The sequence below is a fragment of the Micromonospora sp. NBC_01392 genome (assembly GCF_045040125.1).
Taxonomy (GTDB): Bacteria; Actinomycetota; Actinomycetes; order Mycobacteriales; family Micromonosporaceae; genus Micromonospora.
The window spans coordinates 5245386-5267410 of record NZ_CP109549.1; the positions used below are offsets into that span (position 1 = coordinate 5245386).

22 protein-coding genes and 1 pseudogene are annotated in these 22025 nt (G+C 73.9%); 10 read left to right on the forward strand and 13 right to left on the reverse strand.

Annotated features, from left to right (window positions below):
- Nucleotides 1–320: 320 nt before the first annotated feature.
- Nucleotides 321–569 (forward strand): DUF2630 family protein, encoded by a 249-nt coding sequence (locus OG767_RS22395; protein WP_107162524.1) that lies wholly within the window; start codon nucleotides 321–323, stop codon nucleotides 567–569.
- A 97-nt stretch (nucleotides 570–666) separates the two neighbouring features.
- On the opposite strand, the gene OG767_RS22400 is transcribed toward OG767_RS22395, so the two are convergent.
- The 3 genes from OG767_RS22400 to OG767_RS22410 form a co-directional block, all read right to left on the reverse strand.
- Complete coding sequence (locus OG767_RS22400) at nucleotides 667–1593, reverse strand: serine protein kinase RIO (RefSeq protein ID WP_405090365.1); 927 nt, start codon at nucleotides 1591–1593, stop codon at nucleotides 667–669.
- Nucleotides 1594–1754: 161 nt separating this feature from the next.
- Nucleotides 1755–2399: an HAD family hydrolase gene (locus OG767_RS22405; RefSeq protein WP_107162522.1), complete on the reverse strand. Its 645-nt coding sequence runs from the start codon at nucleotides 2397–2399 to the stop codon at nucleotides 1755–1757.
- A gap of 57 nt (nucleotides 2400–2456) precedes the next feature.
- The gene (locus OG767_RS22410; protein ID WP_405090366.1) at nucleotides 2457–3287 is read right to left on the reverse strand and encodes a carbon-nitrogen hydrolase family protein; all 831 of its coding nucleotides are present in this window, start codon (nucleotides 3285–3287) and stop codon (nucleotides 2457–2459) included.
- 78 nt (nucleotides 3288–3365) lie between these two features.
- Here OG767_RS22410 and OG767_RS22415 point away from each other — a divergent pair, with 78 nt between their 5' ends.
- The 7 genes from OG767_RS22415 to OG767_RS22445 all read left to right on the forward strand — a co-directional run bounded on the left by OG767_RS22415 (nucleotide 3366) and on the right by OG767_RS22445 (nucleotide 9931).
- Nucleotides 3366–3938: a TetR/AcrR family transcriptional regulator gene (locus OG767_RS22415; protein WP_405090367.1), complete on the forward strand. Its 573-nt coding sequence runs from the start codon at nucleotides 3366–3368 to the stop codon at nucleotides 3936–3938.
- A 92-nt stretch (nucleotides 3939–4030) separates the two neighbouring features.
- Entirely contained in the window at nucleotides 4031–4954 is a 924-nt protein-coding gene (locus OG767_RS22420; RefSeq protein WP_405090368.1) for a TIGR04222 domain-containing membrane protein, read from the forward strand.
- Entirely contained in the window at nucleotides 4951–5769 is an 819-nt protein-coding gene (locus tag OG767_RS22425; protein WP_405090369.1) for a DUF692 domain-containing protein, read from the forward strand. The genes OG767_RS22420 and OG767_RS22425 overlap by 4 nt, the downstream gene beginning before the upstream one ends.
- The gene (locus OG767_RS22430; protein ID WP_405090370.1) at nucleotides 5766–6212 is read left to right on the forward strand and encodes a hypothetical protein; all 447 of its coding nucleotides are present in this window, start codon (nucleotides 5766–5768) and stop codon (nucleotides 6210–6212) included. The genes OG767_RS22425 and OG767_RS22430 overlap by 4 nt, the downstream gene beginning before the upstream one ends.
- 32 nt (nucleotides 6213–6244) lie before the next feature.
- On the forward strand, nucleotides 6245–7006 hold the full coding sequence (locus OG767_RS22435; RefSeq protein WP_405090371.1) for an SDR family oxidoreductase: 762 nt from the start codon (nucleotides 6245–6247) through the stop codon (nucleotides 7004–7006).
- 127 nt (nucleotides 7007–7133) lie between these two features.
- Nucleotides 7134–7754, forward strand: a complete 621-nt coding sequence (gene mug / locus OG767_RS22440; protein WP_405090372.1) for a G/U mismatch-specific DNA glycosylase — start codon at nucleotides 7134–7136, stop codon at nucleotides 7752–7754.
- Between the two features lie 95 nt (nucleotides 7755–7849).
- A complete protein-coding gene (locus tag OG767_RS22445; RefSeq protein WP_405090373.1) occupies nucleotides 7850–9931 on the forward strand; it encodes an NACHT domain-containing protein in 2082 nt (693 codons plus the stop codon).
- 27 nt (nucleotides 9932–9958) lie between these two features.
- Here OG767_RS22445 and OG767_RS22450 read toward each other — a convergent pair whose 3' ends face one another.
- The 3 genes from OG767_RS22450 to OG767_RS22460 all read right to left on the reverse strand — a co-directional run bounded on the left by OG767_RS22450 (nucleotide 9959) and on the right by OG767_RS22460 (nucleotide 13100).
- A complete protein-coding gene (locus tag OG767_RS22450; RefSeq protein ID WP_405094280.1) occupies nucleotides 9959–11941 on the reverse strand; it encodes an ABC transporter ATP-binding protein in 1983 nt (660 codons plus the stop codon).
- Between the two features lie 117 nt (nucleotides 11942–12058).
- Nucleotides 12059–12826, reverse strand: a complete 768-nt coding sequence (locus tag OG767_RS22455; RefSeq protein WP_405090374.1) for an enoyl-CoA hydratase/isomerase family protein — start codon at nucleotides 12824–12826, stop codon at nucleotides 12059–12061.
- 46 nt (nucleotides 12827–12872) lie between these two features.
- A complete protein-coding gene (locus OG767_RS22460; protein WP_007072022.1) occupies nucleotides 12873–13100 on the reverse strand; it encodes a helix-turn-helix domain-containing protein in 228 nt (75 codons plus the stop codon).
- Between the two features lie 182 nt (nucleotides 13101–13282).
- On the opposite strand from OG767_RS22460, the gene OG767_RS22465 reads away from it, so the two are divergent.
- Nucleotides 13283–13885 (forward strand): cadmium resistance transporter, encoded by a 603-nt coding sequence (locus tag OG767_RS22465; RefSeq protein ID WP_405090375.1) that lies wholly within the window; start codon nucleotides 13283–13285, stop codon nucleotides 13883–13885.
- Between the two features lie 27 nt (nucleotides 13886–13912).
- On the opposite strand, the gene OG767_RS22470 is transcribed toward OG767_RS22465, so the two are convergent.
- Entirely contained in the window at nucleotides 13913–15520 is a 1608-nt protein-coding gene (locus tag OG767_RS22470; protein ID WP_405090376.1) for an ABC-F family ATP-binding cassette domain-containing protein, read from the reverse strand.
- Between the two features lie 247 nt (nucleotides 15521–15767).
- Here OG767_RS22470 and OG767_RS22475 point away from each other — a divergent pair, with 247 nt between their 5' ends.
- A complete protein-coding gene (locus OG767_RS22475; protein WP_405090377.1) occupies nucleotides 15768–16685 on the forward strand; it encodes a neutral zinc metallopeptidase in 918 nt (305 codons plus the stop codon).
- An 88-nt stretch (nucleotides 16686–16773) separates the two neighbouring features.
- Here OG767_RS22475 and OG767_RS22480 read toward each other — a convergent pair whose 3' ends face one another.
- The 6 genes and pseudogenes from OG767_RS22480 to OG767_RS22505 form a co-directional block, all read right to left on the reverse strand.
- Nucleotides 16774–17985 carry an RCC1 domain-containing protein gene (locus tag OG767_RS22480; protein ID WP_405090378.1) on the reverse strand — a complete coding sequence of 404 codons (1212 nt, stop codon included), beginning with the start codon at nucleotides 17983–17985 and terminating at the stop codon, nucleotides 16774–16776.
- 163 nt (nucleotides 17986–18148) lie between these two features.
- Nucleotides 18149–18787: an acVLRF1 family peptidyl-tRNA hydrolase gene (locus OG767_RS22485; protein WP_405090379.1), complete on the reverse strand. Its 639-nt coding sequence runs from the start codon at nucleotides 18785–18787 to the stop codon at nucleotides 18149–18151.
- Nucleotides 18788–18805: 18 nt separating this feature from the next.
- Entirely contained in the window at nucleotides 18806–19438 is a 633-nt protein-coding gene (locus OG767_RS22490; RefSeq protein ID WP_405090380.1) for a LysE family transporter, read from the reverse strand.
- Nucleotides 19439–19783: 345 nt separating this feature from the next.
- Nucleotides 19784–20185, reverse strand: coding sequence for a metal-sulfur cluster assembly factor (locus OG767_RS22495; protein ID WP_281936323.1), 402 nt, complete (start codon nucleotides 20183–20185; stop codon nucleotides 19784–19786).
- Between the two features lie 71 nt (nucleotides 20186–20256).
- Nucleotides 20257–20718: pseudogene (gene sufU, locus OG767_RS22500) on the reverse strand (Fe-S cluster assembly sulfur transfer protein SufU); the annotation flags it as partial.
- Nucleotides 20715–22022, reverse strand: coding sequence for a cysteine desulfurase (locus tag OG767_RS22505; RefSeq protein WP_405090381.1), 1308 nt, complete (start codon nucleotides 22020–22022; stop codon nucleotides 20715–20717). The gene OG767_RS22505 and the pseudogene sufU, both read right to left, overlap by 4 nt.
- Between the last annotated feature and the right edge of the window lie 3 nt (nucleotides 22023–22025).

The window sequence follows — 22025 nt, forward strand, 5'->3', positions numbered from 1 at the left end:
CCGGGACAGGCCGGACGAATCGACCACCTGAACGCTCCCTCGGGTTGCTGAGGGTCGCTACCCCGTCTCGACCCGTGAACGTTGCTCGCGAGCATGCCATCCTGGGCGTTGAATCAAAAGACGGCAACGAGGATATTTCACTTAACAACAATCTCTTTGTCGAGAATGGAGCCCGTGGGATATGCGTCACGCCGAAAGTTTTGCGGGTAAGGACGGGCCCCCGTTCAACGCCTTCGGTATAGCTCGGAGCCCCGCTTGACACCTGCCTCGCCGGCGCGGGAACGCAGGCGCGGGCCCGTCCGCTGTGCCAAGCTTCGGGCATGGACGACAAGACCATCCTGAGCCGGATCTCCGAACTCGTCGACGAGGAGCACCGGCTGCGCGCCGGCGCGCAGCAGCACGAGGCCGGCACCGACGACGAGGCCCGCGAGCGGCTCCGGCACCTGGAGGAGTCCCTGGACCAGTGCTGGGACCTGCTCCGCCGTCGCCGGGCGGCCCGGCAGGCACACGGCGACCCGGACGCCCAGGGTGAGCGCCCGGTGCCGGAGGTCGAGCGCTACCTCCAGTGACCCGCGCTCCGGGTGGCGTCGTCGACACCGCCGTCCCGGGCGGCAAGGCCGAGCCGACGTCCCGAGCGGGACGGATCCCGCCCGGGACGCTCACGGTTCAGCGGATCCCCGCCTCCCGCAGCAGCACCTCGGTCAGCGCCACCGGATCGGTGTCGACGGCGGGCAGCCCCCGGGCGGTGAACCAGGCGGCCACCACGCGCACGTCGCGGGCCAGGAACTCGGCCCCCTGCGGGTTGGCCACCACGTCCACCACCTGCGGCAGGTCGATCAGGACCAGCCGGCCGGCGTGCACCAGGAGGTTGTACGGGGACAGGTCGCCGTGGGCGTACCCGGCCCGCGCCAGCACCACCAGGGCGTCGACCAACTGCTCCCACAGGTCGCGCAGCTCGTCGTCGTCCGGTCGGACCTGGGCCAGCCGGGGCGCGGCCTCGCCCGCCCCGGCGTCGCCCACGAACTCCAGCATCAGCTCGGTGCCGAGCAGCTGCACCGGGTAGGGCACGGCGATCCGCCCGGAGGCGGCGCCGATCTCCCAGAGCCGGGACAGCGCGGCGAACTCGGCCGCCGCCCACTGCCCGGCGATCATCTGCCGGCCGAACGCGGTACGCCCGGCCATCGCCCGCATCTCCCGCGACCGGCGTACCCGGCGACCCTCCAGGTAGCCGGCGTCACGGTGGAAGAGCCGGTGCTGGGCGTCCCGGTAGCGCTTGACCGCCAGCAGGCAGCCCCGATCGGTGTCCGGCACCGCGCGGCGGACCAGGTGGACGTCCGCCTCCTTGCCGGTCTTGAGCATCCCCAGCTCGGTGTCCCGGGCGGCCAGCTCGGTCACCAGCCAGGCCGGGTGCGGCTCCGGGCCGTGGACGGCCTGGTCCCAGGAGGACCAGCGGTCCTCCGCGTCGGGCTCGGCGTCCGGGTCGGCGAGGGTCGGGGCCGGCCGGCCCCGCTTCAGGAAATCGGGTTCGTCGTCGTCGAAGCGGCTCTTGCCGCGGCCACGGCGCGGCTGCGCCGGGAAGTCGTGATCGCGCACGGGTGGATCTGTCCTTCGGTCGAGTCTGGTGGAGGCAGGCGGAACGACCCTGCAAAGACGGCCATGACCGACCTCCTCTCCTCGACCGGGCGACCCGGTTGCGCCCTCGCGCGGCACCATGCTCGTGGGCCGGTCCCGGCGGGGCAAGCGATTTTCCCCGCTCAGCCCGCCAGCACGGCGGCCACGGCCGGGATCAGCCCGTCCTCCACCCGGGTCGGCGCGAACCGGGGATCCGACCAGCGCCGCCCCCGGTGCAGCCAGACGCTGGGCAGGCCCACCGCGGTCGCGCCGCCGATGTCCGCCTCCGGGCTGTCGCCGATCACCCACGCGCCGCGCAGCGGCAACCGGGCCCGCTGGGCGGCGAGCGCGAAGATCCGGGGGTTGGGTTTGCTGACCCCGGCCTCCTCGGAGATCACCCAGTCGGCGACGTACCGGTCCAGGCCGGTCCGGCGGATCTTGGTGTCCTGCTGGCGTTCCGCGCCGTTGGTGACCACCACCGGCACCCAGCCCGCGTCGGCGGCGATCCGCAGCGCGCAGGCCACCAGCGGATCCAGCCGCATGTGCGCCACCACGCCGTCGTGCAGCTCCTCGACCAGATCGATCGACGGGATGCGCAGCCCGTAGCGGTCCCGGATGGCGTCGGCCACGTCCCACCGGTTGGTCAGCCCGTCCGCGTCGACGGAGACCAGCCAGTCGAGGTCGATGGGCGGCGCGCCGATGCTCTCCAGGAAGCGTGCTCCCCAGGCGCGGAACGGCCCGTCGCGGTCCAGCAGGGTGTCGTCCAGAGCGAGCAGGAGCAACGGCACCTGAGCACCCTACGGGAACGCCCTGGGCACCGGCAGGGCCGGAGGTCCTGCTCGCGGTCAGGCGACGAGCGTCGCGCGGGCGGCCCCGGCGTCGGGCAGCCGGTCGAGCAGCATGGTGTGCGCCGCGCGGGTGTCCGCCAGGACCGCCGGGTCCAGCGTCGCCACCAGCACGTCCTCCCCGGTGTCCGCGCCCCGGGCCAGCGCCCGGCCCTCCGGGTCGTAGACCGCCGCGCCACCGTTGAACCGCCAGGGCGCCACGCCGCCGACCGCGTTGGCGAAGACCACGAACATGGTGTTGTCCAGCGCGCGGGCCGCGTAGTAGAGGTCCCGACGGTGCGCCGAGCCGGCCAGGTAGCCGCTGGGGCAGAGGTAGCCGTGCGCGCCGTCGCCCGCCGCGGCCCGGCCGTGCTCCGGGAAACAGCCGTCGTAGCAGATGCCGAGGCCGAACCGCCACGTGTCGACCACCAGCGTGGCGCCCCGCCGGCCGGCGTCGAACAGCTCGCGTTCGCCGCTCCAGAGCTGCTGCTTGTCGTACGCCGCGGTGACCATGCCGGTCGGGTCCACCACCAGCGACAAGATGGTGCGCCGCCGGTCCGGGTGGCGGACCGCCGCGCCGATCACCACGGCGGTCCCGCCGTCCCGGGCGGCGGCGCGCAGCGGGTCCAGCCGGGCGTCGTCGACATGCCCGTCCGGGTCGGCGGTCACGTCCGTCCCGGACGGGTCCGCGCCGAGCGTCGGCGGATGGTACGCGGGCAGGAACAGCTCGGGCAGCACCACGACGCGGGCCCCGGCGGCCCGGCCGACCAGGCGGGCGGCGGCTCGCGCGTTCCCCGCGACGTCACCGGGCACCGGTTGCGCCTGCACGGCGGCGACGGTCAGCGGGGTCATCACCGGATGGTAGCCAACCCGCCTCGCAAGCCGTACGTACGGTTTGCGTCGGCCCCCGCCACCTGCGACGATCGCATCGTGCCCAGAGTAAGTCAGGACCAGCTCGACGCGCGCCGGCAGGAGATCCTCGCCGCGGCGCGGGCGTGTTTCGCCCGGCACGGCTACGAGGGCGCCACCGTGCGGCGGCTGGAGGAGGCCACCGGTCTCTCCCGGGGCGCGATCTTCCACCACTTCCGGGACAAGGACTCGCTCTTCCTCGCCGTGGCCGAGGACGACGCCGCCGCCATGGTGGAGACCGTGGCCCGCAACGGCCTGGTCCAGGTGATGCGGGACCTGCTCGCCCGCGCGGTCTCCCCGGACACCACCGGCTGGCTCGGCAGCCAGCTCGAGGTCTCCCGTCGACTGCGGACCGACCCGGCGTTCGCCAAGCGCTGGTCCGAGCGCTCGGCGGCCATCGCCGAGGCGACCCGGGAACGGCTGCTCCGCCAGCGCGAGGCCGGCGTGCTCCGCGACGACGTGCCGATCGACGTGCTGGCCCAGTTCCTGGAGCTGGCCTACGACGGGCTGGTGCTGCACCTGGCGATGGGCCGGCCCGCCGGCGACCTGGCCCGCGTGCTCGACCTGGTCGAGGAGGCCGTCCGCCGGCACTGACGTCTCGGTCCGGTAACTGGCCGCCCCACGGAGATCGACACTGGCGTACCTGCTCCACAATGAGCCGCGACCCCTCGCGACAGGAGCACAGCATGACCGTCCTCGCGGCCGACACCTGGGGCATCCCCGGCCCCGTCTTCCTGCGCTGGTATCTCGTCGCGGCCGTCGTCCTGGTCGTCGGCACGGCGGTGTACCGGTTCCGCGCGCTGGCCGGCACCCCGGTCCCGGACCACGGCTCGCTCGGCCCGCAGCAGGTCGCGTACCTCAACGGGGGCGACCAGCTCGCGGTCTGGACCGCGCTCGGCGGCCTGCGCCGGGCCGGCGCGGTGGGCGTGCATCCGGACCGGCGGCTGGCCACCGGCGGGCCGCTGCCGGCCGGGCTCACCCCGCTGGACCAGGCCGTCCACCACGCGGCCGGCCAGGGCCTGCGCGCCCGGGAGCTGCCCCGCGACGAGTGGGTCCGGCGCGCCCTCGACGAACTGCGCGACGGCCTGGTCCGCCGCGGCCTGGCGCTGGACCCGGAGCGGCGCCGCACGCTGCGACGCGGGTCCGCCCTGCTCGGCCTGCTGCTGGTGCTCGGCGTGGCGCGTGCCTTCGTCGGGCTGACCAACGGCCGGCCCGCCGGCTTCCTGCTCCTCGTCCTGGTCCCGCTCATCGTCGCGTTCCTGCTGCTCAACCGCGTGCCGTGGCGCACCCGGGCGGCCACCGCCGCGCTGCGCGACCTGCGCCGCCGGCACACCGCGCTGCGTCCCGCCGCCGCGCCGGCGTACGCCACGTACGGCCCGTCGGCCACCGCCATGGCGGTGGCGCTGTTCGGCACCGCCACGCTCTGGACCATGGACCCGGGCTTCGCGGAGCAGGCCGAGATCCAGCGCCAGGCGATGGGTACGGCGGGCAGCTCCGGCAGCTCGTGCGGCGGTTCCTCCTCCTGCTCCGGCGGCTCCTCCTCGTGCGGCGGCGGCAGCTCCTGCGGCGGGGGTGGCGGATGCGGGGGCGGCGGCGGGTGCGGCGGATGAGCGGCCCGTCCGGCGTCGGCATCGGCTGGCGGCCCGAGATCGCCGGCTTCGTGGCCGACCTGCCGGGGCTGCGCTTCGTCGAGGTGGTCGCGGAGGCGGTCGCGCCGACCGGGCCGCTGCCCGACGGCCTGACCGAGCTGCGCGCCCGCGACGTCACCGTCGTACCCCACGGGGTGCGTCTCTCGCTCGGCGGCGCGGAACCGGTCGACCCGGCCCGGGTGGCGCACCTGGCCGCGGTGGCCACGGCGCTGGACGCGCCGCTGGTCAGCGAGCACATCGCGTTCGTGCGGGCCGGTGGCCTGGAGGCCGGCCACCTGCTGCCGCTGCCCCGCAGCCGGGAGGCGGTGGCCGCGGTGGTGGCCAACGTCCGGCGGACGCGGGCGGAGCTGCCGGTGCCGCTGGCGCTGGAACCGATCGCCGCGCTCTTCGACTGGCCCGACGACGAGCTGGACGAGGCCGACTTCCTCACCGAGATCCTCGACGCGACCGACGCGCTGCTGCTGCTCGACGTCGCCAACGTGCACGCCAACGCGCGCAACCGGGGCGGCGACCCGGCCGCGCTGCTGGACCGGCTGCCGCTGGAGCGGATCGCCTACGTGCACGTGGCCGGCGGGTCCGAGGCCGGCGGCTTCTACCACGACACGCACACCGATCCGCTGCCCGCCGAGGTGCTCGACCTGGTCCGGGAGCTGTGCGCCCGGCGCCGCCCGCCGGCGCTGCTGCTGGAACGCGACGGCCACTACCCGCCCGCCGCCGAGCTGCGCGGCGAGCTGGACGCGCTCGCCGCCGCGTCCGGGTACCCGGTGGTCACGTGAGCGGCGACCTGGCGGCCCGGCAGGCCGAGCTGGTGGCGGCGCTGGTCGCGGGCGGGCCGCTGCCGCCCGGCTTCGCCGCCGCGCCGGTCGAGGCCGCCCGTCGGGCGCTGAGACGCAAGCGCGCCGGCGACGTGGCCCGGCACTGGCCGCTGCTCGCCGCCGGCCTCGGCGCCGACTGGCCGGCGGTCTTCGTCGACTGGGCGGCCGGCCGCCCCACCAACGGCTCGCTGCGCGACGGCTGGGACCTGGCCCGCGAGCTGCGCGACCGGGGCACGCTGCCGCCGCTGGGCGCCGACGAGCTGGCCGGGCGGGAGGCGGCGAACCGCTACGACGGCCGCGGCACGCCCCGACGCCGCCGCCTCCCGGCGCTCGCCCGCACCGGCGGCGCCGTCGTGGTCCAGTTCGCCGGCCGGGTACGCCTGCTGCGGCCCGCCCCGCGCTGACAGGTCCTCACCCGATGCGGCAGGATCGGGCCATGGATCTCGGACTGGCCGACCGGGTGTACGTGCTGACCGGCGCCTCCGGTGGCCTCGGTCTCGCCACCGCCCGGCACCTCGTCGCGGACGGCGCCCGGGTGGTGGTCTCCGCGCGGGCCCCGGAACGGGTGGCTGCCGCCGTCGAGGCGCTCGGCGGCCCGGCGCGGGCCATCGGGCTGACCGCCGACCTGGCCGACCCCGGCACTCCGGACCGCCTCGTGGCGGCGGCCCGCGAACACTTCGGCCGGCTCGACGGCGCGCTGATCTCGGTCGGCGGGCCGCCCGGGGGCACCGCCGCCGAGGTCACCGACGCGCAGTGGCGGGAGTCGTTCGAGACGGTCTTCCTGGGCAGCGTCCGGCTCGCCCGCACGTTGGCCGGCGCGCTCACCGACGGCGGCGCGATCGCCCTGGTGCTGTCCACCTCGGTGCGCGAGCCGCTGGCCGGGCTGGGCATCTCCAACGGCCTCCGACCGGGCCTGGCCGGGGTGGCCAAGGACCTGGCCGTCGAGTACGGTCCGCGCGGCGTACGGGTGGTGAGCCTGCTGCCCGGCCGGATCATGACCGACCGCAACCGGGACATGCTGGCCGCCTCCGGGGACGCCGACCGGGCCCGCGCCGCGGCGGAGGCGGCGATCCCGCTGGGCCGCATCGCCGAGCCCGCCGAGTTCGGCCGGGTGGCCGCGTTCCTGCTCTCCCCCGCCGCGAGCTACGTCACCGGGGTCACCGTGCCGGTCGACGGCGGTGCGCTACGTGGCCTGTGACGGCACGTCGACGACCTCGCGGCCCGGTGCCGCGCGGTGACGCGCCCGCGACCCGGTGCATCGCGGTGACGCGCCCGCGACCCGGTGCCATCGCGGTGACGCGCCCGCGACCCGGAACGGCACGTCGGTGAACGACCGACGCCGCCCCGCCGGCGGGCGACCCGAGCCCGCGACCGGTCCCGCCGCGCCCGCCCGGCGTCACCCGCGACCCAGCCGGGAGCAGCTCGCCGCGGCGGCCGACCGGCTGCTGCCCGACGTGATCGGGCCCGGTCTGGACGTGCTCTTCGTCGGCATCAACCCGGGCCTGTGGTCGGCGGCCACCGGCTGGCACTTCGCCCGCCCGGGCAACCGGTTCTGGCCGGCGCTGCACCGGGGCGGGTTCACCCCGCGCCTGTTGCACCCCAGCGAGCAGGACGAGCTGCCCGCGCGGGGGTTGGGCATCACGAACATGGTGGCCCGGGCCAGCGCCCGCGCCGACGAGCTGACCGCCGCGGAACTGGTCGAGGGCGCACGCGTGCTCACCGACAAGGTCGAGCATCACCGACCGCGCTGGGTGGCGGTGGTCGGGGTGACCGCGTACCGGATCGGTTTCGCCCGGCCGAAGGCCGGCTTCGGGCCGCAACCGGAGCCGCTCGGGCCGGCGCGGCTCTGGGTGCTGCCCAACCCGAGCGGGCTGAACGCGCACTTCACGCCGGAGACGCTCGGCGCCGCGTTCGGTGAGCTGCGCGCGGCGGTCACCGGCGGATAGCGCCTTCCGGCGCCGCCGCGCGTCGTCGGCCCGACGATGACGCACCGCGACGACGGGACCGCACGGCGTAGAGGTTTCCTGCGATAATCGCGGCCATGCATGGGTGGGCGTCGGCCGGGCCGTGGGACGTGATCGAGCGGAGCATCGCCACCGGTGTCCCGCCCTTCGTGCTGTCCGTCGTCGGGGTGCTCGTCGCGCTGACCGCGGTGCTGTCCGCGCGGTTCCCGCGGAAGTCGGCCCGGCCGCTCGACGACCTGGCCGACGACCTGGCGGCGGCAATGCGGAAACGAAGCGGCCAGGAGGTCGTCGAACGGGACCTGACCGCGCCCCTGCCGATCACCTGGCACCGCGCCTCCGCGCCGATCGGCGCCCCGGCGCGGCACGCCCTGACCGGCCCGTTCGAGCCGCTCCCCGGGGCGGAACGCGTCACCGGCCAGGAGCTGGCCGAGGGCACGCACAAGCAGCTCTACGCGCTCTACGCCGGTCTGCCCTCCGGCCGGCTGATCATCGCCGGTCCACCCGGCGCCGGCAAGAGCACCGCGGCCGTCCTCCTGTTCCGGGACGCGCTGGCGGCGCGCGAGCAGGCCGGCCCGGAGCACCGGTCCCGCATGCCGGTGCCGATCCTGGTCAGCCCGCGCGGCTGGGACGCGATCACCACGCCGTTCGCGACCTGGATCGCCGACCGGATCGCCGAGGTTCCCGGCCTCACCGCCAAGGACGCGGCACGGCTCGTCGCCGGCCACCGGATCGCCGTGTTCGTCGACGGCCTGGACGAGATCGGCGAGGGTCTGCGCCCCGTCGTCCTGCGGGAGCTGAGCCGACAGGCCAATCTCCGGCTGGTGCTGCTCAGTCGGATCGACGAGTTGACCGGCGCCGTCCGACGGTATCCACTGATCGGCGCGGCGGGCGTCGAGCTGCGGCCCGTCGACGAGGAGGTCGCGGTCGACTACCTCCTGAGCCGGCTCGCCGATCCGCCGCCGCCGGCCTGGCAGAAGGTCACCGACCGGCTCCGGCAGGGGCCGGCCGGCCCGCTCACCGGCCCGCTCAAGAACCCGTTCCTGCTCACCCTGCTCCGGGACGCGTACGAGCCGCTCGACCCGGTGGACGAACTTCTGGACCGTCGACGGTTCCGCAAGGCCAGCCAGGTCGAGCGCCACCTGCTCGACCGGGCGCTGGCCACGGCGTACGCCTCCGGCCCGGACCGGCCACCGTCGCGTTACTCGCTGCGCACCGCCCAACGGACGCTCGGCTTCCTCGCCCATCACCTCGGTCGCACCGGCGCCGACGGCCTGAAGTGGTGGAACATGCCGCCGGCGGGTCCGTCCCCTCCCCTCCCGGCGCTGCTTTTCGCCCTGGCGGTCTGGTACACGACCGCGATCCCGATCAGCCTGCTGCTCGGCCTGTCGTACCGGCTCGCCGAAGGGCGGGAGATCACCAGCGGGTTGCCAGTGGGTCTGCTCATGGCTTTCCTGTCCACCTTCATCGTGATCCGGGAACGGAAACCGATGCCCAGACGGGTGCCCCGGCGCTGGTGGCGAGCGATGTTCGTGCCACGCCGGATGCTGGTCACCGTTCCCCTCGGGTTCGGGTTGATCCTGCCGCTGACACTGCTCGGCTCCGCCCTCCCCGGCATCGGCGGGTGGCTGCTCACCGGGCTGGCGGCCTGGCTCACGATCGAGCTCGGCGGCTCTCTGTTCGCCGCCGCGCAGCCCGACGACTACGCGCTCGATCCTCGCCGGTCGTGGCGGGACGACGCGGCGGCGAGCACGATGCTGGCGGCCACCGCGGCGACGGCGGCGTTCGTGGGCGGCACCGGCTTCGGCATGCACTTCGACGTGAGCCTGCCCCGGGTCCTGGCGATCGGCGTGCTGGGCGCGCTCGCCAGCGCCGTCTGGCTCTGGTCGGTCTCCACCACCTGGCGCACGTGCTGCCGGCAGGTCGAGATGGCCGTGCGCTTCCGGACCCCGCTGCGGATGCGGCGGTTCCTGGAGGACGCGCGGGAACGGCAGGTCCTGCGCACCTCCGGGCCGGTCTACCAGTTCCGGCACGACCTGCTCCGGCAACACCTGGCCGAGACCTGGGGCGGGGCCCGACGGTCGGTGCCGCGCCAACCGGGGGCGTCGCCCGGGCGAGGGGCAGCCGGGCGGGTCACCGGCGCCCGGGGGCGGAACGCCTAGGGCCGGCCGGCTCCGGTGCGACAGACCCTAGTTCGCCGTCGCCGGCGGCATGGTCTCCTGTGCGACGTACGTGCCCATCGGCACCGTGGTCACCACCGGCTCGGGCTGCTCCGGCTCCGCGTACGGGACCGGCGAGTCGGTGACCGCGAACTGGGTCCGGTACAGCTCGGCGTAGAGGCCGCCGACCGCCACCAGCTCGTCGTGCCGGCCACGCTCGACGATGCGGCCCTCGTCGAGCACCAGGATCTGGTCGGCGTCGCGCACCGTGGAGAGCCGGTGCGCGATGACCAGCGCGGTACGCCCGGTCAACGCCACCGACAGCGCCCGCTGCACCGCCGCCTCGCTCTCCGAGTCGAGGTGTGCGGTGGCCTCGTCGAGGATCACGATCGACGGGGCCTTGAGCAGCAGCCGGGCGATGGCGATGCGTTGCTTCTCGCCGCCGGAGAAGCGGTAGCCCCGCTCGCCGACCGTGGTGTCGAGCCCGTCCGGCGTGGCCCGGACCAGGTCGGCGACCTGCGCACCGGCCAGCGCCGCCCAGATCTCGTCGTCGGTGGCGTCGGGCTTGGCGTAACGGAGGTTCTCCCGGATCGTCTCGTGGAACAGGTGCGAATCCTGGGTGACCACGCCGATCTCGTCGCGCAGCGAGGCGAGCGTCGCGTCGCGCACGTCGACGCCGCCGACCAGCACCTGGCCGTCGCTGACGTCGTAGATCCGGGAGATGAGCATGGACAGTGTCGACTTGCCGGCGCCGGACGGACCGACCAACGCCACCATCTGCCCGGGCTCGACGGCGAACGAGACGCCCTTGAGCACCGGCTCGTTCACCGTCCGGTCCAGCGTGGCGACCTCCTCCAGCGAGGCCAGCGACACCTCGGCGGCGCTCGGGTAGCGGAAGCGCACGTCCCGGAACTCGACCCGGCCGTTGCGCGGCGGCACCGGCACCGCGTCGGGCTTCTCCGCGATGGCCGGACGCAGGTCGAGCACCTCGAAGACGCGGTCGAAGGAGACCAACGCGCTCATCACGTCGACCCGGACGTTGGACAGCGCGGTGAGCGGGCCGTAGAGGCGGGTCAGCAGCAGCGCCAGCTTGACGACGGTGCCCGCGCTGACCGCGCCGGTGACCGCGAGCCAGCCGCCCACGCCGTAGGTCAACGCCTGGGCCAGCGAGGCGACCAGCAGCATCGCCACGAAGAACGTGCGCGAATACATGGCGGACTGGATGCCGATGTCGCGCACCCGCTCGGCCCGACCGGCGAACCGGTCGGCCTCCACCTCGGGTGCGCCGAACAGCTTCACCAGCAGCGCGCCCGACACGCCGAACCGCTCGGTCATGGTGGCGTTCATCTTGGCGTCGAGGTCGTAGGACTCGCGGGTGATCTCGGCCAGCCGCCGGCCGACCCGGCGGGCCGGGATGATGAAGATCGGCAGCAGCACCAGCGCCAGCACGGTGATCTGCCAGGACAGCACCAGCATCGCCCCGGCGGTGAGCACGAGCTGGATGACGTTGCTGACCACCCCGGACAGCGTCGAGGTGAACGCGCGCTGGGCGCCGAGCACGTCGTTGTTGAGCCGGCTGACCAGCGCGCCGGTCTGGGTGCGGGTGAAGAACTGCAGCGGCATCCGCTGGACGTGGTCGTAGACCCGGGTGCGCAGGTCGAGGATGATGCCCTCGCCGATGCGGGCCGAATACCACCGCTGGGCCAGCGAGAACAGCGCGTCGGCCACGGCCAGCGCGGCGATGATCAGGGCGAGCCGGACCACGGTGTCACGGGCGTCGGGACCACGGCCGGCGATCGCGTCGATGACGTCGCCGGCGAGCAACGGGGTGGCCACGCCGATCACCGCGGCGACGATCACGGTGAGCAGGAAGACGACGATGTCGCGCCGGTAGGGCTGGGCGAACGCGACGATCCGCCGGGCGGTGCCGCGCTTGAGCCGGTGGGCGGAGACCTCGTCGCGGTTGCGCAGCGACCGGAGCATGCTCCAGCCGCCCATGCCGCCGCCGGCCATGGGGTTGGACACTCGTCACCTCCGGGTCGTCGGGCAGCGCGGACCGCCGGGGTCAATTCTCCCGACGCCTGTGACAACCTCGCGAGTAACCCAGATCTTCCCGAACGGTCCTTACCGCTATTCGCCGCGCCCGGCCAGGTCCCGGATCCGACGGGTCTGGGCCTCCCGCTCGGCGCGCTGCTGCTCGGCGTGCGAGCGCCCGGCCGCGCCGGCGAGCAGCGCCTTGATCTCCACGACGGCGTCCCGGCTGTTGGCCAGCAGCCCGGCGGCCAGGTCGCGCACCGCGGCATCCAGTTCGTCGGTGGGCACCACGAGCGTGGCCAGGCCGATCCGGTCCGCCTCGGCGGCGTCCATCCGACGGCCGGTGGCGCAGATCTCCAGGGCGCGGGAGTAGCCGACCAACTCCACCAGGCGGCGCGTGCCGGCCAGGTCGGGGACCAGCCCGAGCGTCACCTCGGCCATCGAGAGCTTCGCGTCGGCGGCGAGCACCCGCAGGTCGCAGGCGAGCGCGAGCTGGAAGCCGGCGCCGATCGCGTGGCCCTGCACGGCGGCGATCGAGACGACGTCCGGTCGGTGCAGCCAGGTGAAGCCGGCCTGATAGGCGGCGATCCGGTCGGCGCACTCGGACTCGGAGAGCGTGGCCAGCTCGGCGAAGGATCCCGGCCCGGAGGCACCGGCGACCGCGAGGTCCAGGCCCGCGGAGAAGGCCCGCCCCTCGCCGCGTACGACGACGACCCGGACGTCACCGGGCAGGTCCCGGGAGAAGTCGCTCATGGCGCGCCACATCGCCGGGGTCTGGGCGTTGAGCACGTCGGGCCGGCACAACGTCACCGTCGCGACCGGCCCGTCGCAGTCGAGTCGAACTCCGGTCGTCTCGGTGGTCACCGGACCACCCGGAGCGCGACGCTGATGGACGACGCTGGGGGGCGGGTCACGCCTTCTTGCGGCGCCGGGCACCGCCGCGCTGCCGCAGCTGCACCCCGGACTCGGTGAGCACCCGGTGGATGAACCCGTACGAGCGGCCGGTCGAGGCCGCCAGCGCACGAATGCTCTCACCCCCGGTGTACCGCTTTACCAGGTCTTTGGCGAGCGTCTGACGCTCGGCCCCGACGATCCGGCGACCCTTCTCAGTGCTGGTGGCTGTGCCGGTGGCTGCCATGCTGATTCCTCACGTCCCAGACTGTGCGGTTCGGATACGGTCCCACCTATTAGACCGCCTCGAACGATCATGCGCCAGATATCAACTATTCGCCAACCGACACGCTACGCAATGTCAGCTTCCCGATAGAGTGATCCTCCCGGCCGTCCGATCCGTACCGGCCGGGTCGTAACGTGCCCCCGGTGACCGATCTGATCGCCGGCGCGGGCGGTGCCGCCGGAGTGTTCGCCGCCACCAACCTCGACGACGTCGTGGTGCTCACCGTGCTCTTCGTGGCGTCCCGGACCGACGGCCGGCCGCGGCCCTGGCAGATCGTCGCCGGTCAGTACGCGGGCATCGGCGCGCTGGTCGCCGTCGCGGTGGTGGCCGCCGCCGGGTTGCTGGTGGTGCCCGACCCGTGGCCGGGCCTGCTCGGGCTGCTGCCGATCGCGCTCGGCGTCCGCGCGCTGCGGAACCGGGCCGGGGACGACGACCCGCCGGTGGTGGTCGGCACCCTGTTCGGCGTCGCCGGGATCACGGTGGCCAACGGCGCCGACAACATCGCGGTCTACGTGCCGGTCTTCCGCGCCCTCGACCCGCTCACCGGCCTGGTCTGGTTGCTGGTCTTCGCCGTGCTGGTCGCCGTGTGGTGCGCCGTCGCCGCCGCGCTCGGCGGCCACCCGCGGGTGGTGTCGCTGGTCGGCCGCGCCGGCCACTGGCTGGTACCGGCGATCTTCATCGTCATCGGCGCGGCCATCCTGCTCACCTCCGGCGTCCTCCCCCGGCTCGCCGACCTGCTCGGCTGAACCGCGCCGCCGGCCGCCGACCCGGGGTCAGGCCAGCTCGACCAGTTCGAGCAGGTCGTCGGACCAGGCGTCCTCGTCGCCGTCGGGCAGCAGGATGGCGCGGTCCGGCTTGAGCGCGCTGACCGCCCCCGGGTCGTGGGTGACCAGCACGATCGCGCCCGGGTAGCGGGCGATCGCGTCGAGCACCTGCTCCCGGCTGACCGGGTCGAGGTTGTTCGTGGGCTCGTCCAGCAGCAGCACGTTGGCCCCGGAGCAGACCAGCGTGGCCAGCGCCAGCCGGGTCTTCTCGCCACCGGAGAGCACCCCGGCCGGCTTGTCGACGTCCTCACCGGAGAACAGGAACGCACCGAGGATCTTGCGCAGGTCGGTGTCGGTCTGGTCGGAGGCGGCGCTGCGCATGTGCTCCAGGATCGTCCGGTCCACGTCCAGCGTCTCGTGCTCCTGGGCGTAGTAGCCGAGCCGCAGGCCGTGCCCGGGGCGGACCTCGCCGGTGTCCGGCTTCAGCAGGCCGCCGAGCATCCGCAGCAGCGTGGTCTTGCCGGCGCCGTTGAGCCCGAGGATGGCCACCCGGGAGCCCCGGTCCACCGCGACGTTCACGTCGGTGAAGATCTCCAGCGACCCGTACGACTTGGACAGGCCGCTGGCGGTCAGCGGCGTCTTGCCGCACGGCGCCGGGCTGGGGAAGCGCACCTTGGCCACCTTGTCGGCGACCCGGACCTCGTCCAGGCCGGAGAGCAGCCGTTCGGCGCGGCGGGCCATGTTCTGCGCGGCGACCGTCTTGGTGGCCTTGGCCCGCATCTTGTCCGCCTGCGCCATCAGCGCGCCGGCCTTCTTCTCCGCGTTGGCGCGCTCCCGGCGGCGGCGGCGCTCGTCGGTCTCCCGCGCCTCCTGGTACGCCTTCCAACCCAGGTTGTACGTGTCGACGACGGCCCGGGTGGCGTCCAGGAACCAGACCTTGTTGACCACGGCCTCCAGCAGCGACGCGTCGTGGGAGATCACGATCAGGCCGCCCTTGTGGTTGGCGAGGAAGCCGCGCAGCCAGGTGATCGAGTCCGCGTCGAGGTGGTTGGTGGGCTCGTCGAGCAGCAGGATGCCGCCGCCGTTCTCGCCGGCGTCCCGGAACAGGATCCGGGCCAGCTCGATGCGGCGGCGCTGACCGCCGGAGAGCGTGCCGATGGTCTGCGCCAGGGCGCGGTCGGGCAGGCCGAGGTTGGCGCAGATCCGGGCCGCCTCGGCCTCGGCCGCGTAGCCGCCCAGCGAGGCGAACTGGTCCTCCAGCGCGCCGTAGCGGCGGACCAGCCGCTCGTCGTCGGCACCCTCGGCGAGCTTGTCCTCCAGCTCCTTCATCTGTGCCATGAGCACGTCCAGGCCGCGTGCGGAGAGGACCCGGTCCCGGCCGGTGACCTCCAGGTCGCCGGTACGCGGGTCCTGCGGCAGGTAGCCGATGGCGCTGCGCCGGTCGAGCTGCCCGGCGTACGGCTGGCCCTCCCCGGCGAGCACCTTCAGCGTGGTGGTCTTGCCGGCGCCGTTGCGGCCGACCAGGCCGATCCGGTCGCCCGGCTGCACCCGCAGGGTGGTGTCGGACAGCAGGATCCGGGAACCGGCGCGCAGTTCCAGGCCGGTGGCAGTGATCATTTCGGAGTACTCGCTCTCGGGGTCCGGAAGGGCTGACTCAGGGCACGCGAAAGCGCCGGCGGGTCTCGTTCTCCCGTCGGCGCGGGGCCGTTCAGCCTTCGCAGCGCAGCACGGTTCCAGTGTACCGGGCGCGCCGTGGTCGTCCCGCCGGATTACCGCACAAGATCATCGGGTACCGAATTCGCCGTCCGGACCCGGTCCGGTACCGCAACCACCACACACGGACAGATCGGTGATCGGGGTCAACATGGAGCTGAATGAGAACGCGCGGGTCGACACCAGCCAGGTGGACGACCGGCGAGGGTCCGGCGGGGGAGGCGGGATGGGCATCCCGATCCCGACCGGCGGCGGTCGCGGCGGGATCGTGGGCATCATCATCGCCGTGCTGGTCGCCCTGGTGGGCGGCGGCTTCGGCCTCAACGCGGCCACCAACGGCGGCGACGACTCGGCGCAGGGCGACAACACCTCGCTGGAGCAGAAGTGCTCGGCGGACGACGCGTTGAAGCAGCTCGACTGCCGCAACGCGCTCTACGTCAACTCGATCCAGGCGTACTGGCGCACCGCCATGCCGGAGGTGTTCGGCGAGCAGTACAAGCCGTCCAAGACGGTCTTCTTCAGCCAGAACGTCAGCACCGGCTGCGGCGCGGCCGACTCCGGCGTCGGCCCGTTCTACTGCCCGGCCGACGACCTGGTCTACATCGACCTCACGTTCTACCGCCTGCTCGCCGACCAGCTCGGCGCCAAGGGCGAGTTCGCCCAGCCGTACGTGCTGGCCCACGAGTACGGCCACCACGTGCAGGACCTGCTCGGCACCGAGGCGCAGATGCGCCGCCAGCAGCAGCGCGACCCGCAGAGCGCCAACGCGCTCTCGGTGAAGCTCGAACTCCAGGCCGACTGCTATGCCGGCGCCTGGGCCAAGAACGCCACCGGCACCGCCGACGAGCAGGGCCAGAAGATCTTCGAGAGCATCACCGACCAGGACATCCAGCAGGCGATCGACACCGCCGAGAAGATCGGCGACGACGCCATCCAGCAGCGCTCCGGCCGGCCGGTGAACCCGGACGAGTTCACCCACGGCAGCTCCGAGCAGCGCAAGCAGTGGTTCACCAAGGGCTTCTCCACCGGCGACCCGAAGGCCTGCGACACCTTCGGCGCCGGCCAGTAGACCGGCCGCTCCCCGCTCGGGCCGTCGGCCTGCCCGCTGGAACGCCCAGCGGCGCAGGCCGACGGCCCGACATCGGGATGCCGGCGGATCAGCCCGGCAGGGTCACCTGGATCGGCGTGGACCGCTGGACGGTGGTGCCGTCGCCCAACTGCCCCCCGCTGTTGTCACCCCAGCACCACAGGCCGCCGCCGGTACGGATCGCGCAGCTGTGGTCGGCGGCGGCGAGGCCGCCCGTCCAGGTGGTGTCGGCACCGACGCGGGTCGGCGCGGACCGGTGGGTGGTGGTGCCGTCACCCACCTGCCCCGTCGCGTTCTTCCCCCAGCACCACAGGCTGCCGTCGGTGCGGGACGCGCACGTCGTGTCGCCGCTCGCGGCGACACGACTCCAGGTGGTGGTCGTGCCGACCTGGATCGGCGTGGTCTGGAAGTTGCCGCTCACGCCCAGCTGCCCGTACCCGTTCTCCCCCCAGCACCACAACGTGCCGGACCGGACCCCGCAGGTGTGCGCGTAGCCGGCCGTGACGCCCGTCCAGGTGGTGGCGGTGCCGACCTGCGCCGGCGTGGTCTGGGAGCCGAGCGTGCCGAGACCGAGCTGCCCGTCCGAGCTGTAGCCCCAGCACCAGAGCGTGCCGTCGGTCCGGACGCCGCAGGTGTGCGCGAAGCCGGTCGAGACGCTCGCCCAGTTGGTCGCGGTGCCGACCTGGAGCGGGGTGGTCGCGGTGTAGGGCGAGCTGCCGACACCCAACTGCGAGGTGCGGTTGAAGCCCCAGCACCAGAGCGTGCCGTCGGTCCGGACGCCGCAGGTGTGTGCCGGGCCGGCGTCGACCCGGGCCCAGGTGGTGGCGGTCCCGACCTGCACCGGCGCGCTGCGGCTGGTGGTCGTGCCGTCGCCGAGCTGGCCCCGGAAGTTCGAGCCCCAGCACCACAGCGTGCCGTCCGTCCGGACCGCGCAGGTGTGGCCGGAGCCGGCGTCGACGCCGGTCCAGGTGGCGGTGCCGACCCGCGCCGGAGTGTTCCGGTTCGTGGTGGTCCCGTCACCGAGCTGGCCACTGTAGTTGGAGCCCCAGCACCACAGCCCCCCGTCGGCGCTGATCGCGCACGTGTGCGCGCCGCCCGCGGTGACGCTGGTGACCGCCGGGGCGGCCAGCGCGACGCGTTCGGCCGGGCCCGCGGTCGCCGGGCCCCCGGTCAGTGCGGCGGTGAGCACGACGCTTCCGGTGCACATCGCCGCCGCGGCGGCGAGGAGCCTCGTCGCACGGCGCCACCGGGTCCGCAGCCGGCCGTCCTGATGTCCGTTCATGAAATGCTTTCTCCCAACGATGTCGGTGCGTGAACGGCGGAGGCGAAGCTGCCCTGCGGGTCGCCCGGAGACCCACCGCTTCGTGACACCAAGCCTATGCATCGAGTCGATTCGATGCACTAGGAGTGAGCGGGATTGACCGGCTTGATGTGATCTTTCCTGTTCAGCGGACCAGGATGTGGACTGCCCGGGCGGCGGAGACGGCCGCGACCAGGACGGCGCGCCGAGGCTCGGGCACATCCAGGAGGCGCTCGGCGCGCAGCGCCGCGAGCGGAGCCAGCCGCCGGTCGGCCAGCACCGTGTCCACCGCACGCCGGTCACCGCCGCAGACCAGCGCCGTGAGCGTGCCGGCGGCCGGCAACAGCAGGCGTACGGCGAGATCGGCCGCGTCGCCCAGCGCCGCCTTCGCCTGGTTGTCGCGCCGCCTGGCGAACCGCTGCTGGGACCAGCCCCCCGCGGCGGTGCGGCCCTGCACGTACCGGGTGTCGACCTTGGAGGTCACCAGCTCGGTCCCGTCGGCCACCCCGACCGCCACCGCGCCCTTGCGAGCCAGCAGCAGGCCGATCCGGCGGGGCGCGGCGGCGACACCGGCGAACGCGGTCAGGTCCGGTGTGGAACGCGCGCCGGGCGGGGTGTGCAGCTCGGCGGTGGCGCCGTCCGGGGCGGTGAGCAGCAGCCCGAAGCCCCGAACGGTGGTGACGGGTGGGCCGTGCCGGTCGGCGAAGCCCTCGACCCAGCGGAGGACGCGGCCCGGATCGACCTCCACCCACCGGCCACCCCCGGCTGCGGGTCGGCTGCTCATGCCACGACGGTACGCGGTTCAGCCGGACAGCAGGGTGGCCGCCGCCAGGGCGGCGATCAGCGCGCTGGAAACCAGCCCGGTGACCAGCCGACCGCGCGGGCCGGCCAGCACGCGCCCGACCATCGACCCGCCACCGGCCACCAGCAGTTGCCAGCTCGCCGATGCCAGGAACGCGCCGGTCACGAACCACGCGGCGGCGGTCGGGTCCGGGTCGGCGGCGTCCCGGCGGCCGAGCACCAGCGCGGCGAAGTAGAGCACCGTCGCCGGGTTGAGCAGCGTCAACCCGAGCAGCGCCGCGTACGCCCGGCCCGGGGTGTGCAGGCCACGCCCGGACGGCGTCTCGGTGACCTCCCGGGCCCGCCGGCCGGACCAGGTCCGCCACAGGCCGTGGGCGGCGATGCCGAGCAGCACCAGCGCGGCGACCACCCGCAGCGGCCCGGCCACCGGGGCCAACACGCGGGCCAGCCCGGCGCCGCCCAGCGTGGCCAGCGCGGCGTAGAGCCCGTCCGCGGTGGCCACCGCGAGCGCCGCGGCCACGCCGACCCGGAACCCGTGGCGGGCGCTCAGCCCGAGAATGAGGATCGCGATCGCGCCGACCGGCACGGCGACGCCGTAACCGGCCAACAGACCGGCGAGGAACGCCCCGGTCACGACGTCGGACGGGGACGCGAGGCGACCCGCCGAGCGGTGCGCTGTCGACGCGCGGTGGTCGCCGCACGGACAGGAACCTGCTTCGGGTACGCCTCGATCACCCGCTCATCCTTCCCCCCACCCCACCACCCCCACCACCCATTTCCCCCACCCACCCGCCCCGCCCCCACACCCCGCACCGCCCCCGCGCAGATTCACGGAAAGAGGGCCTATCAGCGGCGGGAAGGGGCCTCTTTCCGTGAATCTGCGGACCGAAGAGAGGGGGTGGGTGGGTGGGGTGGAAAGGCGAGGGCGCGGCGCCCCGGAAGGGGTGCCGCGCCCTCGCCTGGTGACCCGTGGAAGGGGTCAGACGTTGAAGCCGAGTGACCGGAGCTGGTCCCGTCCCTCGTCGGTGATCTTGTCGGGGCCCCACGGCGGCAGCCACACCCAGTTGATCCGGATGTCGTTCACCAGGCCGCCACCGGGGCCGGTGGTCAACGCCTGCCGGGTCTGGTCCTCGATCACGTCGGTCAGCGGGCACGCCGCCGAGGTCAGCGTCATGTCCAGCGTGGCGACGTTCTCGTCGTCCACGTGCACGCCGTACACCAGACCCAGGTCGACCACGTTGATGCCCAGCTCGGGGTCGACGACGTCCTTCATCGCCTCCTCGATGTCGCCGACAGCGGCCTTGCCGTTGGCCGGCGTCACCGGGCTGTCGGTCGCCACCGCGCCGGTCTCCGGCGTCGTGGTGGTCTCGTCCTCGCTCATGCCGCCCCCTCGCTCCGCCCGGCACCGGCCTGGGACGCCGCCGCGCTGTATTGATGATTCGCCTTCGTCTCGGGGCCCACGCCCACCCCGGCGCGTGCCGCGGCGTCCTTGAACGCCATCCACGACAGCAGCGCGCACTTGACCCGGGCCGGGTAGCGCGCGACACCCGCGAACGCCACCCCGTCCCCGAGCACGTCCTCGTCCGGCGTGACCTGGCCCCGTCCGGACATCAACTCGACGAACGCCTCGTGCACCACCGCGGCGTCGGCCGCGGCCCGACCGCGCAGCAGTTCGTGCAGGATGCTCGCCGACGCCTGGCTGATCGAGCAGCCCATCCCGTCGTAGGAGATGTCGGTGAACACCGTGCCGTCGGTCGCCACCCGTACGGTGATCTCGTCACCGCAGGTCGGGTTCACGTGGTGCGCCTCGCCGACCCGGGCCGCCGGGTCCGCCGCGTCCCGCAGCCCACGGCCGTGCGGGTGCTTGTAATGGTCCAGGATGATCTCCTGGTAGAGCGAATCGAGCTGCGTCACGCGAACACCTTCCGCACCTGCTCCAGACCCGCCACCAGGGCGTCGATCTCCGCCGTGGTGGTGTAGAGGTAGAACGACGCCCGCGTCATGGCCGGCACCCCGAAGCGGGTGCACACCGGCTTGGCGCAGTGGTGGCCCACCCGCACCTGCACGCCGAGCGAGTCGAGCACCTGCCCGACGTCGTGCGGGTGCACGTCACCGAGCGCGAACGAGATCGTCCCGCCCCGGCCGACCGGCACCGACGGGCCGAAGATCCGCAGCCCGGGCACGGTGGCGAGGGCGTCCAGCGCGTACGCCGTCAGCTCCTTCTCGTGCCACTGGATCGCCCGCATCCCGACGCCGGTGAGGTAGTCCACCGCCGCGCCGAGCGCGACCGCCTCGGCGATCGGCGGCGTGCCCGCCTCGAACCGGGCCGGCGGCGCGGCGAACGTGGTGCGCGCCATCGTCACCGTCTCGATCATCGAGCCGCCGCCCAGCACCGGGGGCATCGCGGCGAGCAGCTCGCCCCGGCCCCAGAGCACACCGATGCCGGTCGGGCCGCACATCTTGTGGCCGGTGAAGACGATGAAGTCCGCGTCCAGGTCGACCACGTCGATCGGCTGGTGCGGCACCGACTGGGAGCAGTCGAGCAGCAGCAACGCGCCGACCTGGCGGACCCGCTCGGTGATCCGAGCGGTGGCGTTCACGGTGCCGAGGATGTTCGACGTGTGCACCAGCGAGACGATCTTCGTGCGCTCGGTGACCAGGTCGTCCAGGCCCGACTCGTCCAGCCGACCGCCGTCGGTCACCGGGAACCAGCGCAGCGTCGCGCCGGTGCGCTCGGCGAGGAGCTGCCACGGCACGATGTTCGAGTGGTGCTCCATCTCGGAGATCACGATCTCGTCGCCGGGGCCGAGCCGGAACCGGGGGTCGGCGTCCGCGCGCAGCGACGCGTTGGAGAACGCGTACGCCACGATGTTGATCGCCTCGGTGGAGTTCTTGGTGAACACCACCTCGTCCACGCTGGGCGCGTGGACGAACGCGGCGACCTTCGCCCGCGCGCCCTCGTACGCCTCGGTCGCCTCGGTGCCCAACGTGTGCACCGAGCGCGACACGTTGGCGTTGTGCCTCGCGTAGTGCTCGGTGAGCACGTCGAGCACCTGACGCGGCTTGTGCGAGGTGTTGGCGCTGTCCAGGTAGACCAGCGGGTGGCCGTTGACCTCCCGGTCCAGGATCGGGAAGTCGGCCCGCACCGCCGCGGTGTCGAAGCGCGGCACGTCGTCGTACTGCGGCATGCCCGCCGGGATCGCGATCGAGGAGGTCATGTC